The following is a 13871-nucleotide window of genomic DNA, read 5'->3' as shown; positions in this document are numbered from 1 at the left end:
GGCGGCTACGGCGCGGGAGGGAGTGCGCCGGAGGCGCGGACGGCGCGGGGGGAGGCGCCCAGCTCACGGCGGCAGATCTTGTTGAACGCCTGGAGGTCGCCGATGCCGACCGAGGCCGCGACCGAGCGGACCGGGAGGGTCGTCTCGCGCAGCAGGTGGCCCGCGCGCTCCATGCGGCGGCGCCTGATGTGGGCCACCACCGTGTCGCCGGTCTCCGCGCGGAAGAGGCGGGTGAGGTGGTTGTGCGAGACGCCCGCGGCGCGGGCGACGCCGGGCGCGGGCAGGGGGGCGGCGAGGCGGGGCCCGGTGTGGGGGGGCGCCGCCCCCCCCCCCCGGTGGGCCCCCCCCCCCCTGTCCCGCGCGGGCCGGGGGGCCCCCCGCCCCACCCCCCACCCCCCCCCCCGTCCCCCCCCTCCGGGGGCCGCACGTCGCGCGGCGGGGGTGCTTGGCCGTGCCCTCCGCGGGTGGTGGGGTGGGGGTGGGTGTTGTTCGGTGGTGGCGTCGGGGCGTGTGGCGCGTACGGATGCTCTGCCGGGCGGGCTGGCCGGTGCCCCGCGCCGTGAGGCGTGGGTGCTCGGCCGTGCTCCTCGCCGGAGGCGGCACGGTGGGGGTCCTCATGACCGTACGCCCGAGCGGCGGACCAAGGCGACCAGGAAGGGCACGCCGATCAGGGCCGTCATCACGCCCGCGGGGACCTCGGACGGGGGGAAGAGGATCCGGCCGGCCACGTCCGCGACCAGCAGGATCACGGCCCCCAGCAGGGCCGACATCGGCAGCAGCCAGCGGTGGCCGCCGCCGACCAGCGGGCGGGCCAGATGCGGAACGGCCAGGCCGACGAACGCGATCGGGCCCGCCGCCGCGACGCCCGTCCCGGTCAGGGCCGTCGCGCCGAGGCCCCCGGTGACGCGGACGGCCGCGACGTTCTGCCCCAGGCCCCGGGCCACGTCCTCGCCCAGCGCCAGCGCGTCCAGGCCGCGGGCGGCGGCCAGCACCAGGACCGTTCCCACGACGAGGAACGGCCATATCTGACCGGCCACTTCCGCTTCCCGCCCGGTCAGCGACCCGATCTGCCAGAACCTGAACTCGTCCAGCGTCGCCGCCCGCGTCGTCAGCACCCCCGCGGTGACCGAGGCCAGCAGCGCGTTGATCGCCGCGCCCGACAGGGCCAGCTTCACCGGCGTCGCCCCGCCCCTGCCCCGTGCCGCGATCGCGTAGACCCCGACGCCCGCGGCCCCGGCGCCCGCGAACGCGAACCACACGTACGCGCCCAGCGAGTGCGCCCCGGCGTACGCGATGGCCAGTACCACCGCCACGGACGCGCCCTGGCTCACGCCCAGGATCCCGGGCTCTGCGATGGGGTTGCGCGTCAGCCCCTGCATCACCGCGCCCGCCATGCCGAGCGCCGCGCCCACCATGAGGCCGATCAGCGTCCGCGGCAGCCGCAGGTCCCGCACCACCTCCGCGTCCGGGCCCTCGCCGCCGAGGAACAGCGCGCGCCACACCTCGGCCGGGGCCACCGGGCGGCTGCCCACGGCCAGGCTCAGCAGCACGGCCGCGCCCACGGCGGCGACGGCCGCGACCACCCACCCCAGGCGCCGGGCGGCGGCGGCCGTGCCCGCGCCCGGAGGGCGGGCGAGCGGCGGGGCGACGGCGGTCATCTGCTCCTCGGCGTTCGGTGCTCGGCGGGCGGCGTGCGGGCGGGCCCGGCGCGGACTTAGGTAAGGCGAGCCTAAGCCTCCGCACGTGCCCCAGGCACAATATCCGTATGCCGCTATCTCCGCAGACGTCCCCGTTGACCGCCCCGCTCACCGTGGGCTTCGACCTCGACATGACGCTCATCGACTCCAGGCCCGGCATCAGGTCCGCCTACCGGGCCCTCTCCGCGGAGACCGGGGTGTACATCGACGCCGACCTCGCCGTCACCCGCCTCGGCCCGCCCCTGGACGAGGAGTTGGCGCACTGGTTCCCCGCCGCCGACATCCCGGCCGCCAGGGACCGCTACCGCGCCCTCTATGTGACCCACGCCATCGCCGGGACGCCCGCGCTCCCCGGCGCGCGCGAGGCCGTGGCCGCCGTCCACGGGCACGGCGGCCGGGCCATCGTCGTCACCGCGAAGTACCAGCCCAACGCCGCGCTGCACATGGAGCACCTGGGCTTCGCGCCCGACGCCGTCGTCGGCTCGCTGTGGGCCGAGGCCAAGGCGGAGGCCCTGCGCGCGCACGACGCCGCGGTGTACGTCGGCGACCACGTCGGCGACGTGCGGGGCGCCAGGGCCGCGGACGCGTTCTCGGTCGCCGTGGCCACCGGGCCCTGCCCGGCCGACGAGCTGCGCGAGGCGGGCGCGGACACGGTCCTGCCGGACCTCACCGCGTTCCCCGCCTGGCTGGAGGGCTACCTGGCCGGCGCGGAGCTCGACCCCGCCTGAGCCCCGGCCCGTTCGCCTTCCCGTTGCCCTTCCCGTTTCCCGGCGTGCTCCCGGGCCGCCTCCTGGGCGGCCCGGTCCCGCCGCCGCTGGTGGGCGACGGAACGGAGCAGGCCCGCGCCCGCGGTCGCGAAGCCGGCGCCCATCAGCATCGACACCAGATAGGCCGCCGTCGGCAGCGGGTCGGCGCCGATGAACAGCGGTACCACCGTGACCAGCGTCGCGACCGCTCCCACCGCGAAGACGACCGCCCCGACGCGCACCAGCGCGTCGCCCGGATGTGCCGCGTTCGAGTCCCTCACCCGTCCAGGGTCGCAGGTGCGCATACTCGCCCCGGCCGGGGGGCAGTGATCCTCCGAAACGGCCCGGCGGCATCTTGTCACCGGGCCGGGGGCGATTAGCCTTGGGAGGTGGCGGGCCCGTGTACTCCGAATGATTCCCAGGCCCGCCTCATTGGTGTGAAAACGAGTGCGAGGACGAGGACACGTGCCTACCGGCAAGGTCAAGTGGTTCAACAGCGAGAAGGGCTTCGGCTTCCTCTCCCGTGACGACGGCGGCGATGTCTTCGTGCACTCCTCGGCGTTGCCCAGCGGCGTGGAGGCGCTGCGGCCCGGCCAGCGTGTCGAGTTCGGCGTGGTCGCCGGCCAGCGCGGCGACCAGGCGCTGACGGTCACCCTGCTCGACCCGGTTCCCTCCCTCGCCGCGGCCCAGCGGCGCAAGCCCGACGAGCTCGCCTCCATCGTCCAGGACCTCACCACCCTCCTGGACGGCGTCTCCCAGCAGCTGGAGCGCGGCCGTTACCCCGAGAAGACCAGCGGCAGGAAGATCGCCGGGATGCTCCGCGCCGTCGCCGACCAGCTGGACGTCTGACACCGGGCGTCCGACACCGGACGTCCGACACCGGTCCGGCCTCCGGGGATCAGAGGAGGTCGGACTCCGACACCCGCGGCACCAGGCCCACATCGGCGGCCCGCGTCAGCAGTTCCCGGACGGCGGCGTGACCCGCTTCTCCCAGATCCTCGGTGAACTCGTTGACGTACAGGCCGATGTGGGCGTCGGCGACCGACCGCTCCATCTCCTGCGCGTGCGCCAGCACATACCCCCGGCCCGCCTCCGGGTCGGCCCACGCCTGCCGCACCGAGGCGCGGATCGCGTGGGTGATCTCCGCCAGCCGCTCGGCGCCCAGCGACCGCTTGGCGAGGATGGCACCCAGCGGGATCGGGTGCCCGGTGGTCCCCTCCCAGAACTCCCCGAGATCCGCGAGCCGGTGGAGTCCGTAGCGCTGGTAGGTGAAACGCGCCTCGTGGATGACGAGCCCCGCGTCCACGCGGCCGTCGCGGACCGCCGGCATGATCTCGTGGAACGGCATCACCCGCACCTCGCCCACCCCGCCCGGCACCAGCGCGGCCGTCCACAGCCGGAACAGCAGGTAGGCCGTGGACCGTTCGGCCGGGACCGCCACCGTCCTCCCCGCCAGGTCACCCGGCCCGCGCGGCGCGTTCGTCCCGTCCTGACCCCGGGTGAGGACCAGCGGCCCGCAGCCGCGACCCAGCGCGCCGCCGCACGGCAGCAGCGCGTACCGGTCCAGCACCCAGGGCAGCACGGCGTAGGACACCTTGAGGATGTCGCCCTCGCCGCGCTCGGCCATGCCGTTGGTGATGTCGATGTCCGCGAACGTCACGTCCACGGCGGGCGCCCCGGGGACCAGGCCGTGCGCCCAGGCGTGGAAGACGAAGGTGTCGTTGGGGCAGGGCGAGTAGGCGATGCCGAGCGGGTCAGCCACGGTCTCTCCAGGAGTTGACGACGGGCCAGATGGTGGTGAACGCGCCGGTCAGCGCCGCCAGCGCCTCGGGGATGCGCCAGGCGGGCCGGTCGCGGGGGCCCACGGCGTTGGAGACGGCGCGGATCTCCAGGACGGGAACGCCGTGCAGCGCGGCCGCCGTCGCCACGCCGAACCCCTCCATCGCCTCCGCCGCCGCGCCCAGGTGGCGGCCGGCCAGCTCGGCGGCGCGCCCCGCCGTGCCGGTCACCGTGGATACCGAGAGCACCGGGCCGAGCAGCGAGCCGGTGGCCACGGCCACCTGACGCGCGAGGTCCTCCGGCGGCTGGTACGTCACCACGCCGAAGCCGAGCGCCGCGACGTCCGCGAAGCCCTCGGGGGTCTCGCCGCCCAGGTCCGCCGCGACGATGGAGGAGGCGACGACGGTGGAGCCCACGGGCGCGTCCGGGGCGAAGCCGCCGCCGATCCCCGCGGAGATCACCAGGTCGTAGGCGCCGCCCGCGAGCGCCGTCGCGGTGCCCGCGGCGGCGGCGGCCGGGCCGACCCCGGCGGCCAGCACGTCGATCACCTGCCCCGGCAGCCAGAAGCGGTGCGCGTCGAGGCCCCCGGCCAGCGGCAGGCTCTCGGTCTCCGCCTCGGGCCCCGCCGCGGCCGTCACCGCGTCCCGCTCGGAGGGGACCGCGGTGATCACCAGGACACGCATCGGCGGCCCGTCAGCTCTCGGGCGTCAGGTCGACGTTCCACACGCCCTCGAACGAGCCGAACAGCCGCTCCTGGTACTCCTCCTGGGAGGAGGCCGACCAGATCGCCTCGGCGTCGTAGCCGTCGCCGACCTGCGCGACGACCAGGCGCAGCTCGCCCGGCTCCGGGAGCTGCCCCGACTGCTGGCTCTGCTGGTTCTGCTGGCGCACCGCGCGGGTGAGCTCGTCGATCTCGAAGGTCTGGTAGGTCGTGCCGAACGGGTTGGTGTCGTAGAGGATGCCGTCGTAGAAGAGCAGCCAGCCGCTGTCCGCGACCTCCGGGTCCACGCCCACCCGGAACGTGTCGCCCACCTTCGTCGTGAAGGCGGGCACGTCCTCGGCGTTCTCCAGGCACTCCTGCGTCCGGTCGACGCCGAGCGTCCCGTCGCCGTGCGCGAAGCAGTCGTCCGCGGTCTCCCGCGACTCGCTGTGGGAGCCCAGCGTGAAGTGGGCGTTCGGACTCGGCTTCTGGCAGCCCGCCAGTGCCACGAGGCCCAGCCCGACGGTGCCGGCGGCGAGGGCGGTGCGGGTGGCGCGGCGGCCCCGGCCCCGGACGGAAGCGGTCATGCCCGCAGGTTAACCCGGTTGTGGGAGGCCCGCGGGGCGGGGGTCACCTCACGCGGGGGTGCGGCGAGCCGCGCCGCGTGGCCGACAGCAGGCCCCGCAGCGTGGTCAGGGTGCCCAGCGCCACGAGGCAGGCGGCGACCGTCATCCCGAGCGTGCCGTTCAGCGGCAGCAGGATCCCTATGGCACCGCCGCCGACCCAGGCCATCTGGAGCGTCGTCTCCGAGCGCGCGAACGCGGAGGTGCGCACCACCTCGGGCACGTCCCGCTGGATCATGGCGTCCAGCGACAGCTTGCCGAGCGCCTGGCAGATCCCGGCCGTGGCGCAGACGGCGACCACCGTCACCGTCAGATAGCTCGCCGCGGCGGTGACCGTGACCGAGAGACCGAGGATCAGCACCACCAGCAGGATCAGCTCGGGCGCCCTGTCCCGGATCCAGTTCCCCATGAGGTTGCCCAGGGCGTTGCCCGTGCCGGCGGCCACCGCGACCAGGCCCAGGGAGAACGCGGCCGTCAGGCCGGACAGCGGCTCGTTGCGCAGGAGGAAGGCCAGGAAGAACAGCAGGAAGCCGGAGAGCGCCCGCAGCGAGGCGTTCGCCAGCAGCGCCTTGAACACCGGCGAGTCCACGGACCGCAGCACCCCGCCCCGGCCGCCGTCCTCCTTGGAGCTGGCCAGGACCGCCCGCGCCTCGGCCAGCTCCGCCAGGTGCACCTTCCGCTCGCCGCGCGCCAGATCCACCTGCCCCGGCAGCCGGAAGGAGAGGAACGCGCCCATCACGGTCAGCACGCAGGCGCCGTAGAGCGGCCAGCGCTCGCCGATGGCGTTGAGGCCCAGGCCGAGGGGGGCGGCGGCGCCCGCGGCGATGAGGCCGGTCAGGGTGATGCGCGCGTTGGCCTTCACCAGCGAGACCCGCTGCGGCTGGAGGCGGGGGACGACGGCGGCCCTGACGATGTTGTACGCCTTGGAGCAGACCATGACGCCCAGCGCCGCCGGGTACAGCTCCAGGCCGCCGGAGACCACGACGCTCGCGATGACCAGGGCCAGCGCGCCGCGCGCCAGCAGCGCCCCGGCCATCGCGGCCCTGCGGCCGTGCGGCAGCCGGTCGAGCAGCGGGCCGATGACGGGAGCGAGGAGGATGAAGGGGGCCATCGTCACGGCCAGGTACAGCGCGACCCGGCCGCGGGCCTCGTCCGTGGGGACGGAGAAGAAGATCGTGGAGGCCAGGGCCAGGGTGATGAGGGCGTCGCCCATCGAGTGGACCGCGTGCAGTTCGATCAGCTTGGAGAGACCCGACTCACCCGCCCCGTGCGCGTGCGTGGCACGGCGGATCCGGCGGCCCACGGCGAGGGGGACCGCGGGCAGGGCGCGCCCCGCCGCCCGGACCGTCCGGACGAAAATCCCGGAGCCCGGCCCGTTCTTCATCTCCGACGAGCTGCCAGCGGCCACGGCGCAAGCCTAAAGGCAGAACGCGCTCCGCTCTCGGCTTCTCCGGTCCCCTTTACCGGGTTTGTGCGGTCCGAACGGGGGGAGCGTCCGCGAGCTCGTGCGGCGCGGGCCAGGCGCGGGGCCCCCCGTCCGTTGCGGTAGCGTGGGCGGACGGTGCGCCTTGCCTCGTTCAGCGCGACGTCGTAGCGGTCTCGTGTCCGCTCCGTCGGCTCCGTTCGCCTCCAGGCGCCCGCCCCGGACAACGGCGTATGAGTGAGGGTGTTGTGAGCAGCGACGGGAGTGCGGCCGGAGCCGCCGATACTGCGTCCGGGTCGACGGCTGAGTCGACGGCTGAGTCGACCGATACCGCCGCGGCGGCGCGGGGCCGTGCCCCCGACCAGGCGTGCGCCGACGCGGTGGACCTGGCCCGGGACGCCGCCGCCCAGGCCGCGCACCCGCACGCGCTGGGCGACTACCTCGGCCTGGTCACCGAGGGGGACCGCCTGGTCACCCACTTCTTCGGCAGCCAGGAGCCCGGCTACCCGGGCTGGCGCTGGGGCGTCACGGTCACCCGCGCGGCGCGGGCCCGCAACGTCACGGTCGACGAGGTCGCCCTGACGCCGGGGCCCGAGGCGCTGCTCGCCCCGGACTGGGTGCCGTGGAGCGAGCGGCTGCGCCCGGGCGACATGGGCCCCGGCGACCTGCTGCCGACGGAAGGTGACGACCCGCGCCTCGAACCGGGGTTCGTCTCCGACGCCCCCGAGGCGGAGAACGGGGAGCGCGGCGACATCGCCGACGTGGTCAACGACCTGGGCCTGGCCCGTCCCCGGGTGCTGGCGTGGGAGGGCCTGAAGGAGGCGGCCGATCGCTGGGAGGAGCAGTACGGGCCGCGCACGCCGATGGCGCAGGCGGCCCCGGCCTCGTGTGTGAGCTGCGGCTTCCTGCTGCCGATGGCGGGCGCGCTGCGGCAGGCGTTCGGCGTCTGCGCCAACGAGTTCTCGCCGGCGGACGGCCGGGTGGTCTCCCTGGCCTACGGCTGCGGCGGCCACTCCGAGGCGGCCGTGATGCCCGAACACCAGCCCCCGGCCCCGCCCGTGATCGACCACCTGGGCGCCGACCCCCTGTAGCCGCCCTCCGGCGAGGGGCCGGAGGAGGCCGCATCCGGCGGCCCTGGGGCCTTGCCGTACCCGGTACTGTCGCACCCGTGACCACCGACGACACGGACGACCTCTTCGAGACCGAGCGGCTGCGGCGCAGCGTCCTGACGGCATGGGCCGATTCGCCCGCCCGGTTCAGGGAGGACGCCAACGCCGAGGAAGACCTCGCCAGGGGCGGCTACCGGGACCGCCTCGTCGTCGAACTCGCCCAGAACGCGGCCGACGCCGCCGCCCGCGCCGGCCGGCCGGGGCGGCTGCGGCTGGTGCTGCGCGACGGTGTGCTGACCATCTCCAACACCGGCCTCCCGCTGGACGCGGCGGGCGTGGAGTCGCTGTCCACGCTGCGCGCGTCCGCGAAGCGGGACGCCGAGGGCAGCGTCGGCCGGTTCGGCGTCGGCTTCGCCGCCGTGCTGGCCGTCAGCGACGAACCGGCCATCGCGGGCGCGGCGGGGGGCGTGCGGTGGTCGCTGGCGGAGGCCACCGAACTGGCGCGCGCCGCGGGCAAGGACAGCCCCCGGCTGCTGGAGGAGCTGGATCGCCGCGCCGGGCACCGGCACGCGGTCCCGCTGCTGCGGCTGCCCCTCCCGTTCGCCGGGCCCGAGCTGCCCGAGGGCCACGACACCGCCGTCGTCCTGCCGCTGCGCGACGCGGCGGCCGAGGACCTGGCGACCCGGCTGCTCGACGCCGTGGACGACACCCTGCTGCTCACGCTGCCGGGGCTCGACGAGATCACCGTGGAGACCGCGGGCGGGACGCGTTCCCTGACCAGGCGCCAGTACGGCTCCTACACGCAGATCACCGAGGAGCCCGGCCCCGCCGGGCTCGCCGTGCGCTCCACCCGCTGGCGCGTCTCGGCCGACAGCGGGGAGGCCGACCCCGGACTGCTCGCCGACCGGCCCGTGGAGGAGCGCGAACGCCGCCACTGGTCGGTGACCTGGGCCGTCCCGGTCGACGCCGAGGGCGCCCCGGCCGCGCCCGCGAGCCCGCCCGTGGTGCACGCCCCCACGCCCACCGACGACGCGCTCGGCCTGCCCGCGCTGCTGATCGCCACGTTCCCCCTGGAGCCGACCCGCCGCCATGTCGCGCCGGGGCCGCTGACCGACTTCCTGCTGGCCCGCGCCGCCGACTCCTACGCGGCGCTGCTCGCCGACTGGCGCCCGGTCACCAGCGACACCCTCGACCTGGTGCCGGGGCCGCTCGGCCGCGGGGAGCTGGACGGCGCCCTGCGCGCGCTGCTGCTCGACCGGCTGCCCGGCACCGCGTTCCTGCCCAGCGCCGCCGCCACGGCCGCCGCGCCCCCGGCCGACGACGGCGAGGGCGAGATCCCGGTCGCGCTCCGGCCCACCGAGGCCGAGCTGGTGGAACGGGCCGGGGCCGAGACCGTCTCGGTGCTGGCCGAGCTGTTCCCCGTGCTGCTTCCCGCCGGGCTCGAACGCCGGGCCGAGCTGCGCGTCCTGGAGGTCGCCCGGGTCTCGCTCGGCGAGATCATCGACCGGCTCGCGGGCGTCGAGCGTCCGCCCTCCTGGTGGTGGCGGCTGTACGAGTCGCTCGCGGGCGTCGACCCCGAGCTCCTGAGCGGCCTGCCCGTGCCGCTGGCCGACGGCCGCACCACCATCGGCCCGCGCCGCGTGCTGCTTCCCGCGCCCGGCACCGAGCCCGCCGCCCTGGGCCGCTTCGGGCTCAAGGTCACCCACCCCGACGCGGCGCACCCGCTGCTGGAGAAGCTGGGCGCGAGCCCCGCCACGCCACGCGCCGTGCTGGCGACGCCCCAGGTGCGGTCCGCCGTGGCCGCCTCGGCGGACGTGGACGTGTGGGACGAGGACGCCATCCCGGCCGCGGAGCTGGCCGAGACCGTGCTCGGCCTGGTCCGCGACGCCGGGCTGGAGCCGGGCGACGAGCCGTGGCTCGCCGCCCTGGCCCTGCCCGACGAGGACGGCGAGCTGACCCCGGCCGGCGACCTGGTCTACCCGGGCAGCCCGTTCCAGGAGGTCATCCGGGAGGGGGAGCTCGCGGCCTGCGATCCGGAGCTGGCGGCCCGCTGGGGCGAGCGGCCGCTGACCGCCGTGGGTGTCCAGGCCGACTTCGCGCTGATAGCGGCGGAGGACGTCGTCCTGGACCCGGACGAGCTCGAACCCCGGGACGCCGACTACGCCGAGCCCGACGACGTGGGGCTGCTCGACGCCGTGGACGTGTGGTGCGAGGACACCCTGGACGCGCTGCCCGACGCGCCGCTGCCGCCGGTCGCCGCCGAGGTGGTGGCCGTCCGCGACCTGGAGCTGGTGGCCGACGACCAGTGGCCGCGGGTGCTCTCCCTGCTCTCGCGGTCCGCCTTCCGCGCGGCGCTGACCACGCAGGTCCGCGTGCGGATGCCGGAGGGGACGGTCGAACGCGCCCGCTCCTACACCGCCTGGTGGCTGCGGGGCGCCCCCGTCCTGGACGGCCGCCGCCCCGCCGGGCTGCGCTCGGCCACCGGCGACCCGCTGCTGGCGGGTCTGTACGAGGACGCCGACACCGCACAGGTGGACGAGGAGGTGCTGCACGCGCTGGGCGTGCGCACCACGGCGCGCGCCCTGCTCGCCGAGCCGGGGGGCGCCGCCGACCTGCTGGCCCGCCTCGCCGACCCGGAGCCGCCCGTCACCCCGGCCCAGCTCCACGGCCTGTACGCGCTGCTGGCGGAGCTCGACCCCGAGGAGGTCACGCTCCCCGACCGCCTGCGCGCCGTGGTGGACGGCGAGCCCCGGGTTGTGGACGCGGGGGAGGCGCTGGTCGCGGACGCCCCCGACCTGCTGCCGCTGGCCGGGGGGCGCGCGCTGCTCCCCGTTCCGCCGCCGCTGGCCGCCGCGCTGTCCGCGGTGCTGGAGGTGCGCCCGCTGGGCTCCGCGCTGGCGGCCGAGCCGCCGGGGGACGGGCATCGGCGCGAGGTGCCGGACGCGGCCCGCGAGCTGCTCGGCCCCGGCGTCCCCGCCACCTATGTCGAGCACGAGGAACTGGTCGTGGACGGCGTCGAGTTGGAGTGGCGCCTGCTGCCCGACGGCACGCTGCACGCGGCGACCTTCGAGGGCCTGGCCGCGGGTCTCGCCTGGGCGACGGCCCAGTGGCCGCGCCGCTTCGAGCTGGCCGCGCTGCTGGAGGACCCGGAGCGGGCGGAGGAGTTGGAGACGGCCAGGTGGTTCGACTGAGCGGGGCGGTCCGGCCGGGCTGACGGAACGTCAGTCCGTGGGGCTCCCCGCGTCCGTCCCCGGCTCGGTCGCGGCCTCGCGGCGCCGCGCCGCCGCTATGGCCGCCTCGCGGCGGCGCACGTACCAGTGGCCGAAGACGCCGAGCCCGGTGCCCGCCGCGCAGGTCCACAGCCACCAGGTGTGGCCGTGGTCCGCGAACCAGCCGTAGAACGGGATCTGCGCGACGAACAGCACCGCCCACACCGCCGTCCCCACGAGGACGGTGGTGACGACGTCTCCCTCGAACGGCTCCGGCGCCTGCCGCTTGCCGTTGGTCCAGTCACCCCAGCGCATTCCCGCAGCCTACCGCCGCGGCACCGTCCCACCGGAGCCCGGCGGTTCACTCGAATGGGCAAGCGGGAATGTAGACATGCGTCCTATGGTTTATATTTCGTTAGGCAAGCTAACGAGCGATGGCGGTGGACATGCCCAGTGCGAACCCGGAAGGCCCCGACGACGTCGCCGCGGTGAACACGCTGCGGATCGGCGTTCTCAGGCTCTCCCGCCGCATGCGTCACCTCAGTGGCGACCGCACGCTCAGCCTCGCCGAGCTCTCGGCGCTCGGCACGCTCGCCCGGTGCGGTCCCCTGACCCCGGGTGAGCTGGCCCGCAAGGAGCACGTCCAGCCGCCGTCGATGACCCGCATCATCGCCCTGCTCCAGGAGCGGGGCCTCGTCGGGCTCGAAGGGCACCCGGGGGACAGACGCCAGAAGGTCGTCGCCCCCACCGACGAGGCCGAGGCCGTTCTCGCGGCCAGCCGCGGCCAGCGCAACGCCTGGCTGTCGCAGCTCGTCGGGGAGCTGGACGAGGAGGAGTGGGCCGCCCTCCGCGCCGCCGCCCCCGTTCTGCACAAGCTCGCGCACCTCTAGCGCGTCGCCGACGAGGGCCGGGAGGACCACGACCACTGACGGGACAGACAGGACACACCGCACGAAGGAGAGTTCCCCTTGAGTCCGGGACCCGGAGCTGACTCCGCACCCGCATCCCTGACCACGACCGACAAGATATCCACCTTCGGCTCCTTCCGGGTCCGCAACTACCGGATCCACTTCCTGGGCTCCTCCGTCTCCAACATCGGGACGTGGATGCAGCGCATAGCCCAGGACTGGCTGGTCCACGAACTGACCGGCTCGGCCGCCGCCGTCGGCATCACCACGGCACTCCAGTTCCTCCCGATGCTGGTCTTCGGCCTCTACGGCGGCGTGCTCGCCGACCGCTTCGACAAGCGGAAGCTGATGCTGGGGACGCAGGCCGTGATCGGCCTCGCCGGACTCACCCTGGCCGCGCTGACGTTCAGCGGGGTGGTGAACGTCTACCACGTGTACACGATCGCGTTCGTCGTCGGCCTCGCGACCGTGGTCGACAACCCGGCCCGCCAGGCGTTCGTCTCCGAGATGGTCGGCCCCGGGCTGCTGCGCAACGCCGTCTCGCTCAACTCAGCGAACTTCCAGTCCGCCCGCCTGATCGGCCCGGCCATCGCCGGCATCGTGATCACCACGGTGGGGAGCGGATGGGCGTTCCTCTACAACGGCCTGTCGTTCATCGCGCCCATCACGGGCCTGCTGCTGATGCGGGTCTCGGAGCTGACGCCGATCGAGCGCGCCCCGCGCCGCAAGGGACAGCTGCGCGAGGGCGTGCGGTACGTCGGAAGCCGCCCGGAGCTGCTGTGGCCCATCGTGCTGATGGGGTTCATCGGCACCTTCGGCTACAACTTCCCGATCTGGCTGGTCGCCTTCACCGACCAGGTCTTCCACGCCGAGGCCGGGACCTACGGCCTGTTCAACTCCCTGATGGCCATCGGCTCCGTGGCGGGCGCGCTGCTGGCCGCCCGGCGGGGCAGCCGGCGGATGCGGTTCACGGTGGGCGCGGCGGCGCTGTTCGGCGTGCTGCTGATCGTCGCGGCGGGCGCCCCGACGTTCCTGGTCTTCGCCGCCCTGCTGCCGGTGATCGGGGTGGTCTCCATGACGTTCCAGGTGACCGCCAACATCGGCCTCCAGCTCAACAGCGATCCGGCCATGCGCGGCCGGGTGCTCAGCCTCATGATGATGGTCTTCGTCGGCGGCTCCCCGTTCGGCGGGCCGCTGACCGGCTGGCTGTGCGACACCTTCGGCGCCCGGGTCGGGCTGCTCACGGGCGGCGCGGTCTGCGCGGCGGCGGCGCTCGGCGTCGCCCTGGTGCTGGCCAGGATCGGCGGCCTGCGGCTGCGGATCAGCCTGCGCGCCGGGCAGCGCGGCGTGGCGCTGGTGCCCCGCGACCCGGAGGAGCTGACCGCTACGGCCTGACGGGCTCCGGCGCGATCCGCCGGGCCAGGACCTGGCCCGGCCAGTCGCCGCGCGCGGTGAAGCGCTCGGTGGGGGTGAAGCCCTGGCCGCGGTAGTACGCGACGAGCCGCCCGTCGTCGCCCGCGTAGCAGTCGACGCGGAGCAGGCCGATCCCCTGCCGCCGGGTCTCGGCGACGGCGTGCGCCAGCAGGGCGCCGCCGACGCCGCGGCCCGCGAAGCGGCGGTCGGTCACGAGCAGGTGCACGTACGCCTCGGGCTCGTCGGCGGGGGCCACATAGGGGG

14 protein-coding genes and 1 pseudogene are annotated in these 13871 nt (G+C 75.4%); 6 read left to right on the top strand and 9 right to left on the bottom strand.

Features of this window, described 5'->3' with window-relative positions; all coding sequences use genetic code 11:
* Window positions 1–5: 5 nt before the first annotated feature.
* Both ADY01_RS22515 and ADY01_RS22510 read right to left on the bottom strand, forming a co-directional pair.
* Window positions 6–386 (bottom strand): helix-turn-helix transcriptional regulator, encoded by a 381-nt coding sequence (locus tag ADY01_RS22515; protein WP_420715734.1) that lies wholly within the window; start codon window positions 384–386, stop codon window positions 6–8.
* A gap of 228 nt (window positions 387–614) precedes the next feature.
* Window positions 615–1658, bottom strand: coding sequence for a FecCD family ABC transporter permease (locus tag ADY01_RS22510; protein WP_049576704.1), 1044 nt, complete (start codon window positions 1656–1658; stop codon window positions 615–617).
* 107 nt (window positions 1659–1765) lie between these two features.
* Between ADY01_RS22510 and ADY01_RS22505 the strand changes: the two genes are divergently transcribed.
* Window positions 1766–2425: an HAD family hydrolase gene (locus tag ADY01_RS22505; protein WP_049576701.1), complete on the top strand. Its 660-nt coding sequence runs from the start codon at window positions 1766–1768 to the stop codon at window positions 2423–2425.
* Window positions 2426–2484: 59 nt separating this feature from the next.
* On the opposite strand, the pseudogene ADY01_RS22500 reads toward ADY01_RS22505, so the two are convergent.
* Window positions 2485–2748: pseudogene (locus ADY01_RS22500) on the bottom strand (hypothetical protein); the annotation flags it as partial.
* A gap of 160 nt (window positions 2749–2908) precedes the next feature.
* On the opposite strand from ADY01_RS22500, the gene ADY01_RS41620 reads away from it, so the two are divergent.
* Window positions 2909–3292 carry a cold-shock protein gene (locus ADY01_RS41620; RefSeq protein WP_049576697.1) on the top strand — a complete coding sequence of 128 codons (384 nt, stop codon included), beginning with the start codon at window positions 2909–2911 and terminating at the stop codon, window positions 3290–3292.
* A gap of 49 nt (window positions 3293–3341) precedes the next feature.
* Here the strand turns inward: ADY01_RS41620 and ADY01_RS22490 are convergent, their stop codons facing one another.
* Genes ADY01_RS22490 through ADY01_RS22475 form a run of 4 tightly spaced genes read right to left on the bottom strand, consistent with a single transcriptional unit; the run spans window position 3342 to window position 6929 of the window.
* A complete protein-coding gene (locus ADY01_RS22490; RefSeq protein ID WP_049576690.1) occupies window positions 3342–4205 on the bottom strand; it encodes a 1,4-dihydroxy-6-naphthoate synthase in 864 nt (287 codons plus the stop codon).
* Complete coding sequence (locus ADY01_RS22485) at window positions 4198–4905, bottom strand: futalosine hydrolase (RefSeq protein ID WP_049576687.1); 708 nt, start codon at window positions 4903–4905, stop codon at window positions 4198–4200. The genes ADY01_RS22490 and ADY01_RS22485 overlap by 8 nt, the downstream gene beginning before the upstream one ends.
* A gap of 10 nt (window positions 4906–4915) precedes the next feature.
* On the bottom strand, window positions 4916–5509 hold the full coding sequence (locus ADY01_RS22480; protein WP_049576683.1) for a hypothetical protein: 594 nt from the start codon (window positions 5507–5509) through the stop codon (window positions 4916–4918).
* 43 nt (window positions 5510–5552) lie between these two features.
* On the bottom strand, window positions 5553–6929 hold the full coding sequence (locus tag ADY01_RS22475) for an MFS transporter (protein WP_049576710.1): 1377 nt from the start codon (window positions 6927–6929) through the stop codon (window positions 5553–5555).
* Window positions 6930–7348: 419 nt separating this feature from the next.
* Here ADY01_RS22475 and ADY01_RS22470 point away from each other — a divergent pair, with 419 nt between their 5' ends.
* Both ADY01_RS22470 and ADY01_RS22465 read left to right on the top strand, forming a co-directional pair.
* A complete protein-coding gene (locus ADY01_RS22470) occupies window positions 7349–8059 on the top strand; it encodes a DUF3027 domain-containing protein (RefSeq protein WP_049576677.1) in 711 nt (236 codons plus the stop codon).
* 77 nt (window positions 8060–8136) lie between these two features.
* Window positions 8137–11268 (top strand): sacsin N-terminal ATP-binding-like domain-containing protein, encoded by a 3132-nt coding sequence (locus ADY01_RS22465; protein ID WP_049576674.1) that lies wholly within the window; start codon window positions 8137–8139, stop codon window positions 11266–11268.
* Between the two features lie 30 nt (window positions 11269–11298).
* Here the strand turns inward: ADY01_RS22465 and ADY01_RS22460 are convergent, their stop codons facing one another.
* The gene (locus ADY01_RS22460) at window positions 11299–11601 is read right to left on the bottom strand and encodes a DUF2530 domain-containing protein (RefSeq protein WP_049576671.1); all 303 of its coding nucleotides are present in this window, start codon (window positions 11599–11601) and stop codon (window positions 11299–11301) included.
* Between the two features lie 131 nt (window positions 11602–11732).
* Between ADY01_RS22460 and ADY01_RS22455 the strand changes: the two genes are divergently transcribed.
* Together ADY01_RS22455 and ADY01_RS22450 are read left to right on the top strand one after the other, a co-directional pair.
* Window positions 11733–12176, top strand: a complete 444-nt coding sequence (locus ADY01_RS22455; RefSeq protein WP_107081793.1) for a MarR family winged helix-turn-helix transcriptional regulator — start codon at window positions 11733–11735, stop codon at window positions 12174–12176.
* A 78-nt stretch (window positions 12177–12254) separates the two neighbouring features.
* Window positions 12255–13589, top strand: coding sequence for an MFS transporter (locus tag ADY01_RS22450; protein WP_049576664.1), 1335 nt, complete (start codon window positions 12255–12257; stop codon window positions 13587–13589).
* On the opposite strand, the gene ADY01_RS22445 is transcribed toward ADY01_RS22450, so the two are convergent.
* A partial coding sequence (locus ADY01_RS22445) for a GNAT family N-acetyltransferase (RefSeq protein ID WP_049576661.1) occupies window positions 13579–13871 on the bottom strand: 293 nt, incomplete at its 5' end. The genes ADY01_RS22450 and ADY01_RS22445 overlap by 11 nt on opposite strands.

Origin of the sequence: Streptomyces sp. SBT349 (assembly GCF_001083795.1) — a bacterium.
GTDB lineage: Bacteria > Actinomycetota > Actinomycetes > Streptomycetales > Streptomycetaceae > Streptomyces.
The sequence above is the reverse complement of the archived record's forward strand: the minus strand, read 5'-3'. Positions and strand labels throughout refer to the sequence as shown.

Bases quoted from the DNA above. Each gene is read 5' to 3' on its own strand.
- ADY01_RS22505 (WP_049576701.1), top strand. From the start codon at position 1,766: ATGCCGCTATCTCCGCAGACGTCCCCGTTGACCGCCCCGCTCACCGTG.
- ADY01_RS22475 (WP_049576710.1), bottom strand. From the start codon at position 6,929: ATGAAGAACGGGCCGGGCTCCGGGATTTTCGTCCGGACGGTCCGGGCG.
- ADY01_RS22455 (WP_107081793.1), top strand. From the start codon at position 11,733: ATGCCCAGTGCGAACCCGGAAGGCCCCGACGACGTCGCCGCGGTGAAC.
- ADY01_RS22485 (WP_049576687.1), bottom strand. From the start codon at position 4,905: ATGCGTGTCCTGGTGATCACCGCGGTCCCCTCCGAGCGGGACGCGGTG.
- ADY01_RS22480 (WP_049576683.1), bottom strand. From the start codon at position 5,509: ATGACCGCTTCCGTCCGGGGCCGGGGCCGCCGCGCCACCCGCACCGCC.
- ADY01_RS22510 (WP_049576704.1), bottom strand. From the start codon at position 1,658: ATGACCGCCGTCGCCCCGCCGCTCGCCCGCCCTCCGGGCGCGGGCACG.
- ADY01_RS22460 (WP_049576671.1), bottom strand. From the start codon at position 11,601: ATGCGCTGGGGTGACTGGACCAACGGCAAGCGGCAGGCGCCGGAGCCG.